The organism is Sphingomonas sp. PEI4, assembly GCF_056679955.1.
Map to the genome: position 1 here is coordinate 130875 of NZ_JBWXPI010000005.1, position 21173 is coordinate 152047.

The 21173-nt window shown below is 60.5% G+C and carries 30 protein-coding genes and 1 pseudogene; 24 read left to right on the top strand and 7 right to left on the bottom strand.

From position 1 onward, the window contains the following. From AC1MLZ_RS23865 to AC1MLZ_RS23890, 6 genes are all read left to right on the top strand, one after another. Complete coding sequence (locus AC1MLZ_RS23865) at positions 1-933, top strand: hypothetical protein (RefSeq protein ID WP_480962318.1); 933 nt, start codon at positions 1-3, stop codon at positions 931-933. A 20-nt stretch (positions 934-953) separates the two neighbouring features. Then, a complete protein-coding gene (locus tag AC1MLZ_RS23870; protein WP_480962319.1) occupies positions 954-1328 on the top strand; it encodes a DUF3768 domain-containing protein in 375 nt (124 codons plus the stop codon). Between the two features lie 246 nt (positions 1329-1574). Next, complete coding sequence (locus AC1MLZ_RS23875; RefSeq protein ID WP_480962320.1) at positions 1575-1835, top strand: hypothetical protein; 261 nt, start codon at positions 1575-1577, stop codon at positions 1833-1835. Further along, positions 1832-2419 carry a hypothetical protein gene (locus AC1MLZ_RS23880; protein WP_480962321.1) on the top strand — a complete coding sequence of 196 codons (588 nt, stop codon included), beginning with the start codon at positions 1832-1834 and terminating at the stop codon, positions 2417-2419. Before AC1MLZ_RS23875 ends, AC1MLZ_RS23880 begins: the two co-directional genes overlap by 4 nt. Before the next feature lie 137 nt (positions 2420-2556). After that, a complete protein-coding gene (locus AC1MLZ_RS23885) occupies positions 2557-2955 on the top strand; it encodes a hypothetical protein (RefSeq protein WP_480962322.1) in 399 nt (132 codons plus the stop codon). A gap of 220 nt (positions 2956-3175) precedes the next feature. Next, entirely contained in the window at positions 3176-3370 is a 195-nt protein-coding gene (locus AC1MLZ_RS23890) for a hypothetical protein (protein ID WP_480962323.1), read from the top strand. A 14-nt stretch (positions 3371-3384) separates the two neighbouring features. On the opposite strand, the gene AC1MLZ_RS23895 is transcribed toward AC1MLZ_RS23890, so the two are convergent. Beyond that, the gene (locus AC1MLZ_RS23895) at positions 3385-3873 is read right to left on the bottom strand and encodes a hypothetical protein (RefSeq protein ID WP_480962324.1); all 489 of its coding nucleotides are present in this window, start codon (positions 3871-3873) and stop codon (positions 3385-3387) included. Positions 3874-4011: 138 nt separating this feature from the next. On the opposite strand from AC1MLZ_RS23895, the gene AC1MLZ_RS23900 reads away from it, so the two are divergent. From AC1MLZ_RS23900 to AC1MLZ_RS23920, 5 genes are read left to right on the top strand one after another with little or no spacing between them, the layout of a single operon-like run. Further along, positions 4012-4260, top strand: a complete 249-nt coding sequence (locus AC1MLZ_RS23900) for a type II toxin-antitoxin system Phd/YefM family antitoxin (RefSeq protein WP_480962325.1) — start codon at positions 4012-4014, stop codon at positions 4258-4260. Continuing rightward, positions 4260-4685, top strand: coding sequence for a PIN domain-containing protein (locus tag AC1MLZ_RS23905; protein ID WP_480962326.1), 426 nt, complete (start codon positions 4260-4262; stop codon positions 4683-4685). Before AC1MLZ_RS23900 ends, AC1MLZ_RS23905 begins: the two co-directional genes overlap by 1 nt. A gap of 16 nt (positions 4686-4701) precedes the next feature. Next, entirely contained in the window at positions 4702-5262 is a 561-nt protein-coding gene (locus AC1MLZ_RS23910) for a hypothetical protein (RefSeq protein WP_480962327.1), read from the top strand. A gap of 54 nt (positions 5263-5316) precedes the next feature. Continuing rightward, positions 5317-5481, top strand: coding sequence for a hypothetical protein (locus tag AC1MLZ_RS23915; protein WP_480962328.1), 165 nt, complete (start codon positions 5317-5319; stop codon positions 5479-5481). Between the two features lie 58 nt (positions 5482-5539). Further along, positions 5540-5947, top strand: a complete 408-nt coding sequence (locus AC1MLZ_RS23920) for a response regulator (protein WP_480962329.1) — start codon at positions 5540-5542, stop codon at positions 5945-5947. Positions 5948-5964: 17 nt separating this feature from the next. On the opposite strand, the gene AC1MLZ_RS23925 is transcribed toward AC1MLZ_RS23920, so the two are convergent. Both AC1MLZ_RS23925 and AC1MLZ_RS23930 read right to left on the bottom strand, forming a co-directional pair. Next, positions 5965-6177 (bottom strand): hypothetical protein, encoded by a 213-nt coding sequence (locus AC1MLZ_RS23925; RefSeq protein ID WP_480962330.1) that lies wholly within the window; start codon positions 6175-6177, stop codon positions 5965-5967. Positions 6178-6447: 270 nt separating this feature from the next. Beyond that, a complete protein-coding gene (locus AC1MLZ_RS23930; RefSeq protein ID WP_480962331.1) occupies positions 6448-6930 on the bottom strand; it encodes a hypothetical protein in 483 nt (160 codons plus the stop codon). Between the two features lie 969 nt (positions 6931-7899). Here AC1MLZ_RS23930 and AC1MLZ_RS23935 point away from each other — a divergent pair. The 8 genes from AC1MLZ_RS23935 (at position 7900) to istB (ending at position 14101) form a co-directional block, all read left to right on the top strand. Next, positions 7900-8346, top strand: a complete 447-nt coding sequence (locus tag AC1MLZ_RS23935; RefSeq protein WP_353444336.1) for a DUF736 domain-containing protein — start codon at positions 7900-7902, stop codon at positions 8344-8346. Between the two features lie 76 nt (positions 8347-8422). Further along, entirely contained in the window at positions 8423-9511 is a 1089-nt protein-coding gene (locus tag AC1MLZ_RS23940; protein ID WP_480962332.1) for a DUF2493 domain-containing protein, read from the top strand. A 247-nt stretch (positions 9512-9758) separates the two neighbouring features. Next, positions 9759-10028, top strand: a complete 270-nt coding sequence (locus tag AC1MLZ_RS23945; RefSeq protein WP_480962333.1) for a hypothetical protein — start codon at positions 9759-9761, stop codon at positions 10026-10028. 79 nt (positions 10029-10107) lie between these two features. Then, the gene (locus tag AC1MLZ_RS23950; RefSeq protein WP_480962334.1) at positions 10108-10428 is read left to right on the top strand and encodes a hypothetical protein; all 321 of its coding nucleotides are present in this window, start codon (positions 10108-10110) and stop codon (positions 10426-10428) included. Between the two features lie 65 nt (positions 10429-10493). Beyond that, positions 10494-10652: a hypothetical protein gene (locus AC1MLZ_RS23955; RefSeq protein ID WP_480962335.1), complete on the top strand. Its 159-nt coding sequence runs from the start codon at positions 10494-10496 to the stop codon at positions 10650-10652. 162 nt (positions 10653-10814) lie between these two features. Then, a complete protein-coding gene (locus AC1MLZ_RS23960; protein ID WP_480962336.1) occupies positions 10815-11396 on the top strand; it encodes a hypothetical protein in 582 nt (193 codons plus the stop codon). 438 nt (positions 11397-11834) lie between these two features. Continuing rightward, positions 11835-13343 (top strand): IS21 family transposase, encoded by a 1509-nt coding sequence (gene istA / locus AC1MLZ_RS23965; RefSeq protein ID WP_151989758.1) that lies wholly within the window; start codon positions 11835-11837, stop codon positions 13341-13343. Beyond that, the gene (gene istB / locus AC1MLZ_RS23970) at positions 13340-14101 is read left to right on the top strand and encodes an IS21-like element helper ATPase IstB (protein ID WP_159513485.1); all 762 of its coding nucleotides are present in this window, start codon (positions 13340-13342) and stop codon (positions 14099-14101) included. Before istA ends, istB begins: the two co-directional genes overlap by 4 nt. A gap of 119 nt (positions 14102-14220) precedes the next feature. Here istB and AC1MLZ_RS23975 read toward each other — a convergent pair whose 3' ends face one another. The 3 genes from AC1MLZ_RS23975 to AC1MLZ_RS23985 all read right to left on the bottom strand — a co-directional run bounded on the left by AC1MLZ_RS23975 (position 14221) and on the right by AC1MLZ_RS23985 (position 16353). Continuing rightward, complete coding sequence (locus AC1MLZ_RS23975; RefSeq protein ID WP_480962337.1) at positions 14221-14451, bottom strand: hypothetical protein; 231 nt, start codon at positions 14449-14451, stop codon at positions 14221-14223. 333 nt (positions 14452-14784) lie between these two features. Further along, positions 14785-15942: an IS110 family RNA-guided transposase gene (locus tag AC1MLZ_RS23980; RefSeq protein WP_480962338.1), complete on the bottom strand. Its 1158-nt coding sequence runs from the start codon at positions 15940-15942 to the stop codon at positions 14785-14787. A gap of 186 nt (positions 15943-16128) precedes the next feature. Beyond that, positions 16129-16353, bottom strand: coding sequence for a hypothetical protein (locus tag AC1MLZ_RS23985; protein WP_093400787.1), 225 nt, complete (start codon positions 16351-16353; stop codon positions 16129-16131). A gap of 452 nt (positions 16354-16805) precedes the next feature. Between AC1MLZ_RS23985 and AC1MLZ_RS23990 the strand changes: the two are divergent. The 5 genes and pseudogenes from AC1MLZ_RS23990 to AC1MLZ_RS24010 form a co-directional block, all read left to right on the top strand. Then, positions 16806-17069: pseudogene (locus AC1MLZ_RS23990) on the top strand (Arm DNA-binding domain-containing protein); the annotation flags it as partial. 51 nt (positions 17070-17120) lie between these two features. Continuing rightward, positions 17121-17978 carry a tyrosine-type recombinase/integrase gene (locus tag AC1MLZ_RS23995; RefSeq protein ID WP_480962346.1) on the top strand — a complete coding sequence of 286 codons (858 nt, stop codon included), beginning with the start codon at positions 17121-17123 and terminating at the stop codon, positions 17976-17978. Then, on the top strand, positions 17975-19171 hold the full coding sequence (locus AC1MLZ_RS24000; protein WP_480962339.1) for a tyrosine-type recombinase/integrase: 1197 nt from the start codon (positions 17975-17977) through the stop codon (positions 19169-19171). The genes AC1MLZ_RS23995 and AC1MLZ_RS24000 overlap by 4 nt, the downstream gene beginning before the upstream one ends. Before the next feature lie 64 nt (positions 19172-19235). Next, positions 19236-19670 carry an antitoxin Xre-like helix-turn-helix domain-containing protein gene (locus tag AC1MLZ_RS24005; protein ID WP_480962340.1) on the top strand — a complete coding sequence of 145 codons (435 nt, stop codon included), beginning with the start codon at positions 19236-19238 and terminating at the stop codon, positions 19668-19670. Further along, on the top strand, positions 19667-20146 hold the full coding sequence (locus AC1MLZ_RS24010) for an RES family NAD+ phosphorylase (protein WP_480962341.1): 480 nt from the start codon (positions 19667-19669) through the stop codon (positions 20144-20146). Before AC1MLZ_RS24005 ends, AC1MLZ_RS24010 begins: the two co-directional genes overlap by 4 nt. 234 nt (positions 20147-20380) lie before the next feature. Here AC1MLZ_RS24010 and AC1MLZ_RS24015 read toward each other — a convergent pair. Beyond that, a partial coding sequence (locus AC1MLZ_RS24015) for a type I restriction endonuclease subunit R, EcoR124 family (protein ID WP_480962342.1) occupies positions 20381-21173 on the bottom strand: 793 nt, incomplete at its 5' end.

Sequence of the window (21173 nt, forward strand, 5' to 3'; positions counted from 1 at the left end):
ATGGATGGCCCGCCTTCAGCGCCCGTCGTCCTCGCCTACGGTGTCGGCGTCGACAGCACCGCCCTTTTGATCGAGAAGATCGCCCGCGGCGATAGGATCGATCTGGTCCTGACCGCAGATACCGGCGTCGAGAAACCGGCGACCTATGCCTATCTCGACGTCATCCGTCCGTGGATGGACGCACGCGGGATCCACCACGAGATCGTGTCGTATCTGCCGAAACGCTTCAAGCATTGGCCGCCTTATTACGGTCTCTTGGAGATGTGTCTGACGAACGCGACGATGCCGAGCAAATCGTTCGGCGGGTCCAGCTGCAGCCTCAAATACAAAAAGGCGCCGCAGGATGCCTTCCTTGCCACCTGGAAGCCGGCGATCGACGCGTGGGACAGAGGGCAACGGGTCAAACGGCTGATCGGCTACGATGCCGGCCCGCGTGACACGGCACGGGCGAACCATGCCCTGTCGATCGATGATCCACTATACGACTGCGAGTACCCCTTGCGGGAATGGGGTTGGGATCGCGCGGCGTGCACCGCAAGGATCGTGGCGGAAGGCCTGCCGGTGCCGCCCAAATCGGCCTGCTGGCTCTGCATCGCGAACCAGCCACAAGAAATCCGGGACCTGCCGCGCTGGTGTCTGCGCCTGATCGTCCTGGTCGAGGCTCGTGCAGCGCCGCGGCTGACGACGGTGGAGGGGCTCTGGCGAAAGGGCACGAAAGCCCGCCCGGGCCGGATGACCGACTTCATCCGCAACGAGGGACTGCTACCCGCCCGTGAGGTCGACCGCATCTGGAACACAGCGCCGACCGAACTGATCCGGTTTCAGGACGTCGCCGCCTCGATCCCGTTGGGGGAACGCCCGACGATGCGGAACTGGATCGACCGCTTCAACGCCGGCGTCGCTGCGATCGAGCGACCGCTGATCGCCGCCTGATCTAACCAAGGGATACTGACATGATCGCACAACCTCCGCTGGCGAGCGCCCAGACGCGTCTCGCAGCCATCGCCCGTCTCAACGACCGTTGCCGACAGGGGATAGACCGTACCGCCCGGATCATGGTGACCAGGACCTGTCTCGGCACCTTCGCAACGGGCGACAGGGCCATGGAGATTGTGGTCCAGGCACGGCTGTTTGCCGCAGTGCGTCGCCATGTGTTCACCGAAGCCGATGCGGCCGAACGAGACCGTGGCAACTTCGAGTTCGAGGGCACGACGGTTTACTTCAAAATCGATTATTACGACGCCGCACTCGAATATGGGTCGGAAGATCCCAGTGACGCCAGCAAGACCCGGCGGGTGCTGACGATCATGATCCGTGAGGACCTTTGACATGGTCACTCTGAGGGGTCGCCGTATTGACCTGATGACGCTGCTGGCACCGGCACCGGTAGATGAGGACTGGGAAGCCGAAAAAGCGGGTTGGCGCTGCTTCGTCATGGGCAACACCACACCGAGCGGCCGGTCTGGCAGTCGTATACGGACAGCATGGCAACAAGGGTACGACGCGGCTTCGCGTAGCAGCGATCCCGTCGGGCTAATGTTGTGACCCTCGCCACCTTTGAAAGGATCGTGCTGATGCGCTCTAACGCTTCACACGCGGCCTCACGCGCGAGCCGCGCCGATGTCCGCAATCCTATCCTCGCGTTGCCCACCGCGGCACGTTTCGCCAGTCTCAGCCCTGAGTTACGCGCGGAGCTACGCGCCCTCCTCCTCGACTTGCGAAGGGATGCCCAAACCCGCGCCGAGGACTGCTGGCGTCGCCACAAGGCACCGATGGCAGCCTATTGGAAAGCGGTCGCCGTATATGCCGGCCACATCGCGCGCGTGCTGCGATGAATTACAATCCAAGCATCGCGACCGTGCCGGAGCATGAATTCGACGAGCTGATGTCGATCGTCCGCGACCAGGCTATGCCGAAGCCGATCAGCGACGATGATCGGTGGCGAGCGGATTATGCGGAGGAGCAACGCCGGCGACGGATCGTCGGATATCAGCAGGATCTCTTCACCAGCACCGCCATCACCCATTACCGTCGCAGTCCCGCTGCGCCGATCGTCGAACGCCTGCCGGTCGAACCGATCGGATCGAAGCTGGAGCGGATCAGAGGTAATCCGCTGGCTACCTTTGGCCCGCCTCGCAGCGATCGGCCATCGATCCTGACGGCCCGACAGAAGCGGAGCGTTCTGAGGAATACGGCCAACTGGTTGACCGTCCGCCAGAGGGTGACACTGGCTGACGCACCGGGCTCGGTCGACCCAGCCTATGGCATTCAGCGCTATCTCGGCCGGAGCGGCGTGATCTGGCGCCTGTGTGGGACGACGTTCGCGGATCACTGCTACGTCTTTTTCGATGCGGTTGGCGCCGAGCGTACCGCAAAAATCCACATGGTCGAGATACGTGACCTCCGGCCACTGTCATGAGCGTCCGGCAACCCGATCTGTTTTACGGCGAACGCCAGCCCCCGCGCACCATGCGTCCGGAGCGTGCGTACCGATCGGAGGAGAGGAAGAGGGCGAAGGCGTTCGCATGGGAAAGCATGGGAGCCTGGGTTCGACACATGCACCGCCTGTTCGCGATCGAGAGTCCGAACAGCGATCATTATGCACGCACCCATGAAACTGCCCGGTACCTCACGACCGCGCGTATTCGGGAATGCCGACATGAAGACGACCTTGCCCGGTGCGAAGCGATGTTGGTCGATGCCCGGTCAGGCTGGTTGTACGGCCTCGATCGCGCCTTCTCGCGCGCTGAACGCGGCACACTGTTAGTCGAGGTTCGCAACCGTCGTCATTTGCTTGCCATCGGGCGGACGGATGCCAAGCCAAAAGGGCCGCGCTTTGACCTGAAGCTGTTGCCGGATGCGGCGCTATTGCGGCTTATTCAGACTCACGGCGATGCCGGATTGGTCGATCGCATGGAGCAAGAACGGAGCCGGCGTGAACTGGAAGGCCTCTAACGAAAACGGGGCCGGAACCGATAGCAGCGGTCCCGACCCCGTCGATCGAAGGATCCTCCGCCGAAACGGTGGATAGACTGGCTTAACGCATCTGCGTCGAATCCGGTCCACCACCTTCGATATACGGATCGTCCTCAATTTTCCATGAACGAGCCTGTCGGCCGTTCCACCCGCCATACGGCACTTCACCCGAAGGACTTCACCCCGAAGGGACATCAACATGACCGTCATTCCACTTTCAGCCCGACGAGGTTCACTGAGTTCCCTCGAGAACGCCTACGCCGTGGCTATTCAGCTTCGTGAGAGCACCGGCGTCGACCAGTTTGTGGTCCGCACCGACAATCCCATTCAGCCCTTCCGTGTTTCCCGGTGCCGGCCACATCACCCGGAGAGTCTTCTCGCCCTGGTCGCCTGACCGGGCGACTATTGTCAGCCCTCGGTCGTCACGTTGGCCATGATCTGCGCAGCCGTCAGGCTCTCGCACAACTGGGCGTTCGTGGCGTAAATCACCGCAAGCTTCTGCTCGCGCATCACCATGCACATCCGACCACGGCGGTACGTCAGGCTCTGCAACCAGGCGAGTTCCGTAATCGCCTGCTCGATGGGCGTATCGTACAGCAGATACCAAAGCCGCATCTGGAACGGGCTCTTGTCGCGCAGGATCTCTTCAAGATCCTTGTGGCCCTCGCCACGGCCCATGCCGTTGCTCGTTTCGTTCGCCAGCGCGGTGAACGCCTCCTGCATCTCCGTGATCGCGAAATAGGCGACGTCGAGACCGATCCCGATCGTGGCGCCTGCCAGCACCCGCCGATCGGTCGATATTTCGGGGTCGCCGTTCTCGTTTGTGCCGCTGTTGTTCAGCACGTCATAGAGCGGGAGGTCATAGTCGTACCCCCGCATCATATCCTGTACTTTCATCATATCCTCCTTCGGGTGAGGCCTTGGAGTTGACGCGATCATCATTCGATCGAGCAATACCCGGTCGCGTGACGAACATTGACAATTCCGCTGCCTGCGGCAATGTCTGTACGTCACGACAAATAAGGTCAAGCCGCCATGCAAACTTTTTCCAGTCGCGACTTCAATCGCGAACCAGGTCGCATCAAGCGCGCTGCGGTCGATGGTCCGGTCATCATCACTGAGCGCGGTCGACCTATCATCGCGGTCATGCCCTTTGCCGAGTACGAGCGGCTGAAAGCGCCTCCCGGCAACATCCTCGACGCCCTCGACATGGACGAGGTTGGAGACATCGAGGTCGACTTCAGCCGCGCAGCATCGTTCCCGCGTCCGGCGGTCTTCGACTGATGTACTTGCTCGATACCAACGCCCTATCCGAGCTGCGCAAGCGGCGCAGCGGTAAGATCAGCGCAGCCGTCGAAGCGTGGGCCGGTAGCGTCGATCAGGCGGACATGTACCTTTCGGTCATCACGATCATGGAGATCGAGCTTGGCATCGCACTGCTCGAACGGCGCGATACGCGGCAAGCCGGCGTGTTGCGACTCTGGTTACACGACAAGGTCATGCCCGCCTTTGCCGGGCGCATACTCCCCGTCGATACAACGATCGCGCTGCGCTGCGCGCGGCTGCATGTCCCGGACACCAAGAGCGAACGCGACGCCTGGATCGCCGCAACGGGCCTCGTTCACGACCTGACGATCGTCACCCGCAACGTCGTGGACTTCGCGGGCACGGATGTTACGCTTCTAAATCCATGGACCTACCCTCAGTGAAAGCCAGGAGACGATCATGAGGCCGCTTCACCCAATAACGGCACTGATCGTTGGTGCCCTACTCATCGGAGCTGCGGTGACGATGACAGCGCCCCATATCCCTGACCATTGGGGGTGGTTCCTGACGATGACCGTGTTCGGTATGGGCGGGGGCTTCTTCATTTCGTTGGCAATTGGCACGGTGACGGCAAACATGTGCCTTGGCGCTGCGTTCGGCGAATTGCTCATCATGGCTGGAAAGCCCGAACTGAATGCCAGTCCCATCGCCTGGTCGATTTTCGCAGCCTTCGCCTTACTCGGCGTGGCTTTGGTCCACCTATCGACGGACGGGAAAAACCAGAGCACGCTTTGGGCGATCAAAGAATGCCGTAACCTGGCGAGCGTAACATCACGAAGAGAACGCGACGTTTTGACGGCTGCGTTTAGTCTCGCTCACATTTTGACGATCGTCACCGGCAACATCGTCGAGTTTGCCGAAACCGGAGCGAACTTATCGCCCCTTGGACCTCGCCCGTATAGGCCGGATGAGTACGAAATGCGCAAAACCAAGACATTGCGCTGCAGACGCGGCCAGTGATTCCGGAAGTGTTCATCAGAGCGGCCTAACCTCGATCAAGTGATAGGAGGTTGGATGACTGACGCGCTTCCCGACTCCCCTTCTGCCGATCGGCAGCCAGTGGATGTCCCATTGAACCTGATGAAGATGGCGCTTGCCCTTCTCGATCGAGAGGAAGACGGGGGAAGTGTCTCGGCATGCTTGCTGCAGGAAGCGATCGAGGCACGTACCGCCCGATAAGAAACTCCCGCTACGCGCTTTTTCGGAGCCGTTCTCCGAAATAGCGGGTTCATGCTTCATGACCCTCTCTACCGCCCCTTATGCTTTGGCCGTCGACGATGACCCGCTTCTACTCATGTCTACGTGCGACATTCTTGAGGATGCTGGCTTTCGTTGCCATTCGGCCGACCACGGTGACGCCGCCAAAGCAATGCTCCCGGAGCACGCCGAGAACATCACCCTCCTATTCTCGGACGTCGAAATGCCGGGTGGCACCAACGGCTTTGCCCTGGCGCGCTACGTCGACGAGCATTGGCCATGGATCGAGATCGTCATTGTCAGCGGGCGGATCAAACCAGAGCCCGGTGAAATGCCGGAGAAGGCGACGTTCATCAGCAAGCCGTTTTCCGCGGCGATAGTCCACGAGCATCTCCGCGAGAAACTCCCAGACGGCAAAAAGCCAGAACCCCTTAAAACGGCCGTCTGAGTGATGCCGACGCTGGTCTATTCATCGTCGCTCTCGACCGACGCCGTCACGCCGCGCGCTACGAGCGCGGCAGTCAGCTGACGCCTGATGCTCATGCCGTTCAGGTGGCTGAACACGCCCTCATAACCCTCGGCGGTAAGGCGCTCTCGAATGTCCGAGACCGAGCGACAGGCGCCTTCCCTCGCCAGCTGGAATGCCCGCTCAACAGTGCCAATGCGCGTGTCGCTCAATGTCCCCCCGGATAGCCGATCGATCGCGCGAAATGCGGCTGCCGGCTTTCGCCGGTTAACAACCAAAAATTATGCGGTTCAAGTCTGTTCGCGGTTGCAAAACGATGTTCGCAGATGCAGCATGGCGACGCCTTTCAGGCATCCTCTCCTAACAACTATCCGGGCTGGCTCACGCTGGCCCTTTTTTTGTCTGCCGAACGCCACCCGGTGCGCCTGAGGGTACGTTTCGTACTAACTTGATATGACGGCAGACTACCCGGTCCGATGTCACTATCGATGCTTGAGCCATGTAGCCAACACCCTCGTCTCACGCGCGATCTGCTCTTCCATCATTGGCCAGATTTCCCGCGCCGCGGCGCAATACCCTGACCAGTCCGCCTCGATCGACGTCGACGTCCATTGGGCAATATGCGCGCGCGAAAACATCCGCTGGGTTGCGGTTGCAAAGAGTAACTCGGACAGCTCCGTCCTCAAGCCATCGTCGGCATCTTTTAGCAAAGTTGGAACGATTACCTCGCTGACATACCTGGATCGCGACAGGCTGGACGCCGTCAACTGTTCACGGGCGTCCGCCAGCTCACGACTGTTCGGGTTTTCCTCGCCGCAATGCCGTCTGATTTCGCAAAGGCCAGCCATGATGTCTCGATGATGCCCTTCCAATGTGCCGAGCATCGCTTCCGGATTCATTTTTGTAACCCTCCCCTGCCGGACGATCGCCCATCGCGAGGCATCTGCTTTCACGGTTTCAGCCACCGTCGCTGCGACGTTCGCCCTTTTAGATAGGCCACTCTAAAGACTTGATTGATGGGCTCAAGCCAAGCTTTTCCGCTACGGAAATGCGATGCTTTCTTGTTGATGGGGTCGTCTCGGATGTGGCTTATGGCCGGGGTACAGCCGACCGAATTCTTCGAAGAGTTGAAGGAAGAACAGGAAGGGTTGGGACATCCCGCCCAAGAGGGCGGGACCGTTCAATAGTCGGCAAGAGCCTCCCGGAGCCCCGCGAAGAGCGGGTCTCCGCCCTTCGGGTACAATCACTTGTCGGGCTCCCGGAACGCGCTGAGAGGGCTCGAGCGTCAGGTTCGCGGATGGCGTGGGGCGGGGTGCGGATCAACCCTGACGACACGCCCAGGACCACGACCACCGCCAAGCAGCCTTCGGCTGTGGAATCATGCGCTAGACGCATGATGTGTGCTTTGTGGGCCTGTGTTCTCATCGCACCCTTCGCCGTCTCTCAGTGTCTCGGCGTGGCAGACCCGTCCGACGGGGTCGGCGTCAAAGGAGAATTGTCCGCTGGAGCGGACAATGCTTTTGTTTGATTTGAAGACGCCTCAACAAGAATACCGGGCCTGAAGGCCCTACGGTTTCCACCGCTAAAGCGGCGGAGCCTCCGTCATTCGTGTTGACCCCGCCAGCCGTGCCTGCCTCTTGAGCCCCTGCGAGGACGGCTCCGGGTGCGATGAGAACAAAGGCCGGGCCTTGCCCATCAGCACTGTAGAAACAGAATTGCTCGCTACCGCGATCAATGCGTCTTTGATTTGTTATTTACGCCCCCTAGTCGGGGGCTTTTTTATGCTCGGACTCACCGTGTACGATGATTGGGCGTCAAGTAATCAATCAGGTTGGTCAAATAGAGTGGAGGGGGTAAAAAGAAGATGCCGGAGGGGAAAGGCCCCAAGCACCGGCAAATAGGGGGATAGGCCCCCACAAGGTGGAGTGAATACTATGAACATCGGTTCCTTCAAGTCGGTCGGCGGTCAGCTTCTCGGTTCGGTCGCAACGGCAACCATCGACCTCGCGCGGCTTGGCCTCCGCCCCGTCGAGAGCACGAACGACAAGGCCCCCGCGTTCGAGATCATGGTTTTGAACGTCGCGAAGCGTTGGGTGCAGATCGGCGCGCTTTGGGAAATGACCAGCAACAGCAGCGGCGAAGTTTTCTATCAGGGCAAGCTGGACGACCCGAGCATCAGCGAACCCCTCCAGATCATGCTTTTCGGCAATAACGAGGAAGGTTTCCGCGTCGTCTGGAACCGCCCGACCACGCGCCGCGAAAATCTGGACGGCACCCGCCAGAACCGCCGCAAGGCAACGGACGACGGTTTCGGCACCGGCAACGCCACCGACAACGGCCAGCTTTCCGAACCGCTGAACGACGAAATCCCCGCGTTCTAAGCAACCAAGACGGGCGGGGAGAGGGGTGCAACCCTCCCCCGACCCTAAACCGCAATCCCTGCCAAAGGTTGAGACCATGACCAAGAAAACGACCTCCCCGCGCCTTACCAGCTTTGCCGACTTGGGCGAAGCCATGAACGGCACCAACGCCACGCCCGCGACCGGCAGCGCGTCCGACGACGCGACCGACCCCCGCACGGCAGAGATTGCCGAGAGCTTGGCCGAAGAGACCGCGACGACCAATTTTCAGGAAGCGTTCGGCGACGTTGGCGCGCTTTCGATTGTCGAAATGGGCGACGAGCGCGCCGAACTCGACATGCCCGAGCCGATCGAGGCGCAGCACGATTGCGCGGCAATCATGGCGACGCTTTTCGACCTGTTCCGCGACACCCGCCTAGAGGCGAGCGCACAGGCGATCGCATGGGGTTTCGTCAATTCGTTTCACTACGAAGCGCAGAAGCTGGAACGCGAGGAAGACACGCTTTGCCGCGACCTTGGCGAGATGGCCCGCCGCTATGATCCGTCCGAGATTTACGCCGTCGAAATGGAGGAATTGCAACTCCGCGCGCAGACCAAGACCGAACAGCGCGCCGCCATCGAATGCATGCGCGATTATGCCGCCGACTGCTACCGGGCACAGTCCGGCCACCCTTGGTCCCCCGCGCGCGGATCGAAGGTTTCCAGCGGAGGCACCGCAAGCCAGATTGCCGCCCTCGACTTCCTGAAGGCCCGCGCGCAGGACCACCGCGAAAAGCGCAACCCCACCGGCCCGCTTGTCGTCTTTTCGGGCGGTCAGGAATGGCACGACTTCAAACAGCTTTGGGATCGCCTCGACCAGATCAAGGCCCGTATCCCGCACATGACGCTTTGCACCACCGCGCAGCGCAAAGGGTGCGATATGATCGCGGCAGCATGGGCGGCGAGCCGTGGCGTTACCGTGGTTGCCTTCACCCCGCAGACGGGCCGCTATGGCAACCGCGCCGGGTTTGTTCGCAACGAACAGCTTGTAAAACTCGCGCCCGTTGAAGCCATCGTTTGCCAAGGTTCCGGCCTGCAATCGAACCTGTTGCAGACCTTGAAGGACGCCCGCGTCCCGACCCACGCCTTCCGCATCGACGGACAGGCACCGGCACCGACCGCAACAAAGCGGCAGGCAATCGGCTAACCCTATCCGGGCGGCGCAGCCCAGAGCGCGCCGCCCCTCCTCTTTCCTTGGCAGGAATACCTAGGCCAACGACGGGCGAAATCCCGGCGCTGGCCCTTTTTGTCAGCGTTGCTGTGGGGGGAACCCTACGGTTCCCCCCACGCCAGGCGACCGGCCGCGCGGCATCCTTGGCACGGCCCCGTCGGGCCGCACCTGGACGCCGCGCAGCCGGTCGCCTTCCCCCCTCCGGTAATGAGCTTCCGCCGGTTTGAAACGACCGGCAACGTGCTGCCCGAACGTCACCGGCTGGGCGGGCGCGGCCCCCGGCTCGCTCGCGTCGGTCAGGCCCTTCGGCCTGCCCTGGCTACGCATCGGCCGGGGAAGCGCCAATGCGGGCATCGAGCCCGCCCTGGCGCTGCTGCCGCGGGGAAAAATCTATCTCAAGTCGTCCGATTATCCCGGGCGGCGCGACGAGCCTCAAGGGACGGCAGGGTCCCACCATTTTTCTGCGAAAAATCGTTGCCCCTACCGCCGCTAAAGCGGTCGCAAGAGCGATCCCTTGACCCTCGCCGCGCCGCCCTAATCCGGAATGCGTCTTGAAGAAGAAGGAGGACGAAATGCAGGTCGCGTTGTTCAGAGCACTGAAATCGGCTAATATCGACGATGAGGCAGCGGCTAAGGCAGTCGTCGTCGTCGAGGAGCAGATCGACATGGCCGTGGGTCGCGCAATAGAGCCGTTGAAGCAGCAGATCGCCGGTCTCGAGCTTAAACTCGACCAGAGAATTTCAGGTCTGGAGGTCAAGCTGGATAGCGGCCTCAAGGGTATGCAGACCTCAATCGACGGGCTCAAATGGTACATCATCGGGCTCGGCTCGCTGATGACGGGAGCGATCGCGGTCGGGGCAGCGCTCACCGCCTACGCGCAGTTCATCAAATGATCTCGGGAGGGGCTTCGGCTCCTCCCTTCATCGTTCAATAAACACAGGGTCATCCGGACGATCGGATGGCCCTTTTCGTTGCTGATGTCGACGGGCCGCGGTACCGGCTCGCTCGCTTCGGTACGGCCCCGTCGGGCCTCCCCTGGCTACGCATCGGCCGGGGAAGCGCCGGTGCGGGCATCGAGCCCGCCCCGGCGCTGCTGACGCGGTTTACCAACGTCTGACAGTAATACCCTGCACGCCTCGCTTGCCTACGCACAGCGGCTGTTCGGCCGTGCGCTGACTACGCGTCGCGGCATCGACCATGATGCTCGATCACAGGCGTCGCGAAACCTCTCCAGAGAGGAGGAAGGGAGGGATTTGCGGTTTCAACGAAGGAGGTCACCATGACCATTACGTTCCGCGTCGAAGACGGCCGCGCCATCCTCGCGCCAATGGCGGCAATCATCACTCCCGACCAGCTCGCATCGCTACGCGATCTGCTTGCCGAACAATCGCTCCGATTGGGCTTTGCCATGTTGCTACCGGGCTACGGCGTCACCGGCGATCCGTGGTTCGAGTTCGACGCCCGCGTCTGCCATCTGTCGCTCGCGGTCGTCTCAAAATGCTTCGATCATGACCCGTCCGTCATCGCGATTTTGGACGAGGCTCAGTTCCTCGGTCGACGCGTCCGGGTGGCGCAGACTGAACCCGCTGGCGATATCACGGTGCGCCTGTCTCTGAACCCGGATGCAGCCCCGGAAATAGCTCTCGCAAACCCCCAAGCGCTGGCGCTGTTAGACGGACTTGGGATCGATCGCATGGTCGCCGGCGTGGTGCCGATGACGGAGCTTCGCCGGAGGCTGACAGATCCCCGCATCAGGCGTCGGCTCGCTGCCGATCCGGACATGGCAGAGAGCATCGAAGCGCTGGCGACAATGGCGGCACTTAAACCGACCGAAGGCGAGTACCTGCTAGCGTGGATCTGATCGGTTCGCACCTACCCAAGCCGACCGCAAGGGACGCCCAGCCTACCGGCTGGCGCGTCCCTCACATGGGGATTACTTAGTCAAGCGATCGTGCAATACCCGGCACGGTCGCTTTCTTTTTGTCAGCTACTGCTGAGCCTGCGGTCGCAGTTACTGAAGCGGTTCCGCCGGCGTCGCAACATCTTTGAACCCGGCCAGCTGTAAGGCGTAAATAGCGCCCCCTATGCATCGGTAGGGTGTCTCTTCCGTAGCCCAGTTGATCTGGTGCTGCGCGGCGATGAAGGTGAGACAGCAGCGTCAATCAAGATGAGACTCCGTTTGGGGCTGTCGGCGTAGGGCGTAGCCCGGAGCCGACAGCCCCAAACGGAAGCCCTTTCGAAGGGCTTTGGTGGTCGTGACCGGCCTACATCTGGGCTTTTCCTTGGGGGAAGAGCGCAGGTGAGCGGTCGACACGTCAACGATCATCAAACGAGGCTCTTTATGAAACATCGTCAAAGCGACCCGGTGCCCGTGGCAGCGGCCAAGGCCGGTATCAGCCGGGCGACCGCCTATCGACTGCTCAAGGGCGGCAAACTCCCGTCCCAGAAGGCGGAGCCGCGAGGTCGGCGCCGACCAGACCCGCTGGCAGAGATCTTCGACACCGAGATTGTCCCACTTCTCCAGGCGGCTCCCGGCCTGCGGGCCGTTGCCATATTTGAGGAGATGCTTCGCCGGCATTCGGATCTGTCGCCCGGTATCCGGAGGACCCTGGAGCGGCGCATCCGGACATGGCGTGCGCGGCATGGTCAGGACCAGGAAGTCATTTTCCGTCAGACCCACGAGCCCGGCCACATGGGCCTGTCGGACTTCACCGATATGGGCGACCTCGATGTGCCCGTCACGGTCGCCGGCGAGCCGCTCAAGCATCTCCTCTATCACTTCCGGTTGGTCTGGTCGGGTTTCGAGCACGCCCATGTCATCCTCGGCGGCGAGAGCTATGTCGCCTTGGCCGAGGGACTGCAGAACGCCCTGTGGGCGGTAGGCGGCGCGCCACGCCTACACCGCAGTGACAGCCTGTCGGCCGCATTCCGCAATCTCGACGCTGACGCCAGAGTTGACCTGACGCGGCGATATGATGCGCTTTGCGAGCATTATGCGATGGAGCCGACGCGCAACAATCGCGGTGTCGCCCATGAGAACGGCGCTATCGAAAGCCCCCACGGCCATCTCAAATATGCCGTAAACGACGCACTGTTGATGCGCGGATCCGGCGACTTCGACGATTTGACCGCCTATCGCGCCTTCATCGACGAGATCGTCGCGCGCAAGAACCGACGCAACGCGGCTCGTATCGATGCCGAGCGCGCAACGCTGCAGCCGCTCCCGCAGCTTCGCACCGGCGACTATGAGGAGAGCATTGTCCCCGTCACCTCGACCAGCAGCTTCACGCTGAAGAAGGTCTTCTACACGGTCCCGTCGCGCCTCATCGGCCACAGGCTGAGGGTCCGCCTGTATGACGACCGCCTCGATATCTTCCTCGGCGCGACGCGTCTCATGACGCTCCGTCGCGGACGAACGCCCAGCGACGGCAAGCACGGACACGTCGTCGACTACCGGCACGTCATTCACAGCCTGCGGCGCAAACCTATGGCGCTGATGAACCTCGTCTACCGCGACCAGATCTTTCCGCGCGAAGCGTATCGCCGGACATTCGACCGTCTTATCGAACAACTGCCCGAGCGCGTCGCCTGCAAGATCATGGTCGAGTTGCTCTCGCTCGCGCATGAGCGGGGTTGCGAAGCAGAGCTGGCAGATGTTCTGGCAGCGGATCTGGACGCCAGGCGCCTGCCAGACCTCACGCAGCTACGAGCACGCTTCTCACCAGACCCGGCCAGCTTGCCGGTCGTCTCGGTGCAATTGCCCTCGCTTGCCGTCTACGACACTCTGCTGACGGGAGCGGCCGCATGAACCCCGCTGTCGACACCCAGCGCCTCGCATTCATCCTCAACGAACTGCGTCTGCCTGCCATCAAGCAGGCCTGGCTCCAGTTCGCTGAACGCGCCGACAAGGAGGCGTGGCCGGCCACCCGCTTCCTCGCCGCGCTCGCCGAGCATGAGATCGCCGAACGCGACCGGCGACGCATCGAGCGGCACCTGGCAGAAGCACGCCTGCCACCAGGCAAGACCCTCGACACCTTCGACTTCACCAACGTGCCGATGATCTCGAAGGCTCACATCATGGCGCTCTGCGCCGGCGACAGCTGGCTCGAGAAGGGGGCCAACCTCATCATGATTGGCGGACCGGGCGGCGGGAAGAGCCATCTCGCCGCTGCAATCGGCATGGCACTCATCGAGGCGGGCTGGCGCGTCCTGTTCACCCGTACCTCGGATCTCGTCCAGAAACTGCAGATCGCGCGCCGTGAGCTCGCCCTCGAAAGTGCGATCGCCAAGCTCGACAAATATCACCTGCTCGTGCTCGACGATCTCGCCTACGTCACCAAGGACCAGGCCGAAACCTCCGTCCTCTTCGAACTGATTAGCGCCCGCTACGAACGCCGATCAACCCTCATTACCGCCAACCAGCCATTCGGCGACTGGTCGCGCGTATTCCCTGACCCCGCCATGACGCTCGCCGCTGTCGATCGCCTCGTTCATCATTCCACCATCTTCGAGATGAACGTCGAGAGCTACCGACGCCGCGCAGCCCTCCAGCGACAATCAAGCTGAGACACCGTCTGTCGCGGAGCGGCGATCAAGACCAAAGTTGGCCTTGCATTGCCTGTCGCGCCGCGACAATCTCGCTCCCGTCACGGCCGCAGAGTCTCATCCTGATCGCCGCTACTGTCTCATCCAGATCGCCGCTCAATAATCTGGGCTCTTCGCCTTGATTTCGCTTCCGGACGCGCAATTTCGAGCAGCTCTGCAGTCGTGACTATGCGGTCATCCACCGCGAGGGTGCATGACGATGAGGATCCGCGGACGACCACATTGAACGGCGTCACGGCGGTGTGACTTGCGCATCCCAGCGTAGCGATCAGAAAAGCCGCTGCCACGATCGGGAAGATCAAGGGTTTCATAGTCCGATGATGCCCAAGTCGCGATCACTCGGCAATGTCTGCTACTTATCTCGGCAAAACATCCGGATCTTTATATCATGAACCGTTGCCCTCTCGATGACGGATAGCTGGTCTGAGCCTGTTGCAATAAGCGTCCCGCTGACCGGTTCGCTCTAACCTCACATCCGGTCGCCGCTCAGTCACGGCTGCACCACAATCCCGCTTGCGTCGGGTCTGGCTCAGAAGACGGGACCAACCTTTTTTTCGGCATTTCAAGCCAAGAGACGCGAACGGTCCGTCCACCTTGCATCCGGCAGGGACGATGCCCTGCAGGAACTCGTATAACTGGTTTGTTCAAGCAGCTTTGAGCAGCGCCCCCTTGGGCACGACGCCGGCCGAGGAAAACTGCCACAACGCGATCAGCAATTTGCGGGCGAGCGCCACGATCATCACACGCCTGATACGACCGCCATTTGCTTGGACCCGATCCGCGTACCAGAGGGTCAATTCGGACGCGGGCTGGTGTCGAAGCCATAGCCATGCGACCTGAATCATCATCGTACGCAACCTCTTGTTGCCCGCCTTGGAGACACCCTGCTCGCGGTCCATGGCGCCGCTTTGCCAAGGCGAGGGAGCAAGGCCGGCGTAGGCCGCTACCTGCCGCCTGTTACTGAAGCTACGGAAGAAGCCCTCCCCCTGCAGGACCGAAGCGAACTCAGGACCGATGCCGCGCAGTTCAAGGAGCCGGGCGCTTCCTGCTTTCTCGTCCCCATCTGCCGTCTTCGTTTCAAGCAAGGCGTCCCGTTCGCGTTCAACCTCCTTGATCTGTCCCATAACCAGTTCCAGCCGGTCGAGTTCACGCTCTATCTCGCGACGAACGTGTTTTGGGAGAGGACGATTGTCGCCGGTAACAAGCTCGTCCAGCCGAGTTCGGCGGTTAGCGCGTAGCGGCTCGAAGTCGCCGACGCCCTGAGCGAACAGCAGGCCCTTGATCCGGTTGACGTGGCGAACCCGTTCGGCGACCAACGAGCGCCGCTCGCGGCAAACGCGACGGCGATCTTCGTCCTCCACGCTTGGCACTGCCACCATAGCACAAACCCGCGGCTCGCCGCGTTTGTAGGCCAGCAACGTACGTACCAGAGCTTCGCCATCAAGCTTGTCGGTCTTGGCTCGCCGACTGCGTCTGGAGGCCGCGATAGAGGCAGCATCTACGACGTAACTTTCAACGCGTTCCTGGACCAGGCAACGATGTATCCAGAAGCCGTCGAGGCCAGCCTCCTGGATGACAACTAGCGGATACTGTTCGCCTGTCCGAGTCCGCGCTTTCGCCTGTAATTGTTCGAAACGCTCAAGCAGCGCCGGAACGTCGCCCCCCTTGACCTGATGTCGCGAGATACGCTCGCCCCGCCCTGGTGACAGCGACGTCACCAGCCACGTGGAGCGGCTTAGTTCCAGAGATACGAATATGGCGTTCAACTGCGTGCTGACAGCAGCATGAGATGGCACGGACATGGGCAACCTCCTTCACGACAAACGGGAAGATCAGTTTGCCCTAAACGGCACTGCCCCGCACCCATGGGATCTTTTTTTGCCTGATGCTACTAAGCCGGCTGCGCCTCTGCCCTACCGAAAAGAAAATGGCCGCCCGAGGTAGCAAACCCGTGCGGCCATTGGCGTGCGCCTCGGTCTCTAACCGTCTCAGGCTTTCGCCGTGAGACGCTTCTCGACCTCGTCTACGCCCAGCGTCTTCACCGCCTCCATCAACCGCTCCAGTCGATCCAGCGGAAGCTTGAGCAATCCTACCTTCTCGACCGTCCCAATAGCCGTGTCTCGCAGCTTCCTCAGATGCGCCTTTCGACGGTCTGCCAGCTTGCGTTCCTCGGCCTCGATCGCGGCCATTTCAGCGTCCAGTGACTTCGCCATAACACTTGCCTTTTGGTCAGGCTGATCGGGCTCTGAACGGCACCGGTATAGACACCGATCAGGCGAGGGAAAAGCGCCAACCAACAACCAGCTCAACAGACCAAGGAAAACCCCGTGACGATCATCGAACACCGACCCCAAGACACCCCGCCAGAGCGACCAGTCCGACCGTCATTCCGCCGTGAAGGCGGACCTTTGCCCCGCGGAAAATCGAGATGCCATCATATCGATCCGAAGGACCGAGGAGATCAAATCAGCACATGGGATCGGGACTACAGTAGAGCACACCCTACGCAAGCTACGCTTGCGGAATGGAAAAAAACCTAGCAAAATCAGTGCTTGTCTCTTCTAAAGACCTTGGGAGTTCTGGGTACGTCGATGGCTATCTGCTCCCTGGAAACCCGCAGAATTCTGCGCTTTACGAAGCCAGTTCCGGGGCAGATGATGGCCTTATGGTCCCCAACCGGCAAAAGCCCGGGCGCCGGGCATTCCTTGACGGTAACTACGCCCGCCGGAAGCATCCGGTTCGGGCTGGAGAGTACACGATCTGGGATACCGAGTTGGTCGGTTTCGGCCTTCGGGTTCGACCCAGCGGTAGCTGTTTCTGGACGGTCCGTATTCGGCATCGAGGTAAGCAGCGCCGTGTTACCTTGGGGCGTCCGGAAGACGTTGAGGCAGTGCTGGCGCGGACGCAGGCACGGCGTTTGCTAGCCGAAGTTGCATTGGACGGATTGCCCAAGCGCACCGTCGTCAAGGCAACGCCTTCAATGAACGACTATGTTGATATCTACTGGACCGACATCGCCCGTTATTGGAAACAATCGACCGCGAAGCGCAATGCCGCGGCATGGCGTCGCGACCTTGCACCGGTCTTCGGACAAGCTCTCGTCGCCGATGTCTCGAAGGCTGATGTCACCCGCTGGCGCGATGACTGCGCCGGGCCCGCTGAGGCAATGTACAATCGGGCACTTCCAGTGCTCGCCAGTTTGTTCAAATATGCTGAGGCGTTGCACCTGCGGGGTAAAGGCTCGAATCCCTGCCGGGGGATGCCCCGCTACAAGCGTGAGGGAAAGGAACGCTATCTTACGCCGCTGGAGTATCGTCGCCTGGGGGCAGCTCTACGTGCCGCAGAGGCACAATCTCCGGCACAGGTCGCGATCATTCGGCTACTAACCTATACCGGCGCTCGCATCGGCGAATTACGCGACCTCCAATGGGAATGGGTGAGACCGCCGCATCTGGCACTGCCCGATAGCAAAACCGGTCCAAAGACGATCTGGCTGAACAGTCAGGCCCTGACGATCCTGACCGACATTCCTCGACGTAAGGATTGCCCGTTCGTTTTCCCCAATAAGTCCGGGACAGCCCCCCTCCCGATGCAGTTCTGGTGGGAGGCGTTCCGCCGGACCTGCTCAATGCCCGACCTACGCATCCACGATCTGCGACACAGCTTCGCGTCGACCGCGATCATGGACAATGTACCGCTCGCAACAATCGGGAAGCTGCTCGGGCACCTGTTGCCTGAGACAACAGCCAAATACGCGCATTTATCCGACGATGTCATAGCTGACGCTGCTCAGCGTATCTCCAGCACGTTGGCCGACGCGATCGGATTGCGCGCATGACCTCGTTATCTCTCCGCAAGGTCGTCGCTGAGGCGTTGGCCGAAGTCGGCGCTGATCTGCGCTACCTCAAATTGCCTAAAGGCAAGGCTCGAACAACCTCATGGCTCGGGATCGAGCATGGCTTTGGCATTCGCCATTATGCCACCGGGCGTAACGTCTACATCGTCCAGACCCGCATGGCAGGACGCCTGCGGACGGTGACGATTGGGCCGGCATCGGTCATCACCCAACATCAGGCGATGATGGTTGCCCGCCGGGTCATTGCCTATGCTCAGGTGGGACATGATCCTGCGACAGATCGCAAGCGAGCCCGATCCGCTCCACGTTTCGACGATTTCCTCGACGAATATTGGAAGCGCTGGTCGCCTCATTGGAAGGAGTCCACCCGTCTTACGCACGAGACGTATCGCCGCCTCTATCTCGACAAGGCTTTTCCAGGCGTCTTTCTCGACGAGATGACCGAGGCTCATGTCACGACATGGTTCGCGGAACTCAATAACGAAACCGGGCCCGGCGCTGCTAACCGGGCCATGTCCATCCTCAACAATATGCTGAACAAGGCGGAGAGCTGGGGTTACCGACTGGAGAACACCAATCCGTGCCGGGCAGTGCGGCTGAACAGGAAGCCTAAGTGCGAGCGCTTCCTGAGCCTCGCGGAGATGAAGCGGCTGGGACAGGTGCTAGCGGAGGACAGGGAAAGCGCGGAGAAGGTGCAGCCCATCGCCGCTGCAGCGGTTGCGCTCCTTTTGCTGACGGGGTGTCGCGTGGGCGAGGTGCTCGGACTGCAATGGCAAGACGTGAAAGGCAATCGCCTGAAGCTGCGGGACAGCAAGACCGGACCACGCACGGTATGGCTTGGCGACGAGGCCCGTGCGATCATCGATGGACTTCCCCGCCTGCGGAATATTCCCTGGCTGTTTTGGAACGTCAAATTCCGAAGGCCTATCAAGGGTATCGACCATTATTGGCATGACATGCGCAACCGGGCCGGGCTCTCGCAAGTGCGCTTGCATGACCTCCGGCATACCTTCGCCAGCCATGCCGCGATGAGCAAGGAGACGTTGCCGATGATCGGACGGCTTTTAGGACATCGGAATCCACAATCGACCTCGCGCTACGCTCACCTTGATGACGAGCATGTGCTGGACGCTGCCGAACAGATCGGGGCCGCGATCGAGCGTATGATGGTTTAAGGACGGCCTCTTGTGTCATACCCAGTTGAGGCGTAAATGTGCATCAACTGAAACGGAGTAGGCTATGGCAATGCAACCGGCATCGATCGAGACGCTTTTGGGGGTCAACGCTGGCCGGCAGGCTTCGCGGCTCGCGCTCGCCTACTCGATCGAGAGCGGCCTGCCCGTCGCTGCGCTTGATCGCCTCGCTGATGTCGTTGCCCCCGACGACGCTCGATTCAAATTTCGGCTGATTTCTAAAGCCACGTTGGAGCGTCGCCGTAAATCCCCCTCCAAGCGCCTCACCAGTGAGGAGGGCGATCGGCTTGCCCGTCTTGCCAAGGTGTTCAGCTTCGCGCTTGATATCTACAAGGCACCGGAAAAGGCGCGCGAGTTTCTGGGCCGTCCCCATGCGATGCTGGATGGCAAGCCTCCTCTAGATGTCGCGCTTGCTACCGGCCCAGGCGCTGACCTCGTCATCAATCTTCTCGGGCGGGCGGCCTACGGCGGCGGAGCGTGAAGGGAGGCAGAACTGATCGCGTCCTCACAGCGTTTCGCATAGGCGATCCAGACGGCGCGCACCCGATTTATGATAGCGAAGGCGCGCGGTTGTATCCCGGCCGCTGGAACACATCCGCTAGTCCCGTAATCTATACGTCCGAGCATTACTCGACGGCGATGCTGGAAAAGTTGGTCCATTCGAACGGCGTGCTTCCTCCGAACCAGCATTACATTAGGATCACGATCCCCAACGGGACCAGCTACGAGGTCTTTCAGCCCGCAGCGCATCCGGGGTGGGACGGCAAAGATGAGAGCACTTGTAAGGCGTTCGGCGACGAGTGGTTTAAGGAGCAGCGCGCTGCGTTGCTCCTTGTGCCGTCAATCCCCGCTCGGCTGGAGCGCAATATTATAATTCATCCAACCCATCCAGATACGAAGGGTATAACATACGATCTGCCGGAGGGGATCTGGTGGGATGAACGCCTGTACGAATAAACGACGGCTTGGGTTTCTAAGTTATCGCAATCGCTAAGATCGGCATGTGGTAGCACAAGCTGGAAGTACAATTTTGTCTCGTCGCTCAACTCAACGTGGTCTACGGCCACATAAAGCAGCCCTATGGCCATAACGCTCCCGCGGCAATTCGCCCCTTCTATCGAAGCCGGGGTACTCTCCGCTCCAGCGTTTGGTGAAAGAGCGCAACCTTCATATCGCGAGGCTGTCGAAATGTTAAGCGTCGTCAAACGTCTCAATTAGCTCTAAAAGCTTCGCCGAGACCCTTTGGATGACGGGTTTGCGGTCGAGGATTTTAGGCTTAGTAAGCAGGGCCGATACTATGTCATCTCGCAGCGGCGTCCTTTGCGTGAAATGATACGTTGCGACCATTCCCTCAACCGCAGTGCGATCCAAACCCTCGTCACGGCACAATGATGCCAATCGCGCTTCACGCTGAACGTCCCAGAATTCACCGAAAGCCCCCTCTACGCGACCAGGATCTGTGATGTTAGGAAGATAGTCAGCAATGAACCTTTCGATCAGCTCGCGCTTGCTGCGGAGCTGAACCTCAGAGCCGAGCATGTCTAGAATTGCCTGCTTTCTTCCTGCGGCACTCTTCTGCTCGTGCTCATCCTCTGAGAGCTCTGCTTCTTTCACCTTACCCAGAAGCGCTAGAATATAACCAACGTTGATTTCGTCGCGCTGGATTAGCTCAAGTTCGAAATCAACCTCCTCAATGATCGAAACTCTTTCACCATCTTCCTTTCCAGATCTGGCTTTATCGTAAAGGTCGAGATATTTACTTTTATAGTCCTCAAACGACTGTTCGTCGATATCCAGATCGGACCAACCAAATTGCGAAAAACTCTTCAGGACGTTCATTGTCCGAATAAGGCTACGGAACGCCTTAATAAACTGCAGTTGCTCCACCTCAGATGGCAGCGCATCAACGCTTGATACCGTTGGCGCGATAGCCAGCAGTAACTTCACCCCGTCGTTAAATGTGGCGACGTAATCTTCATACGGC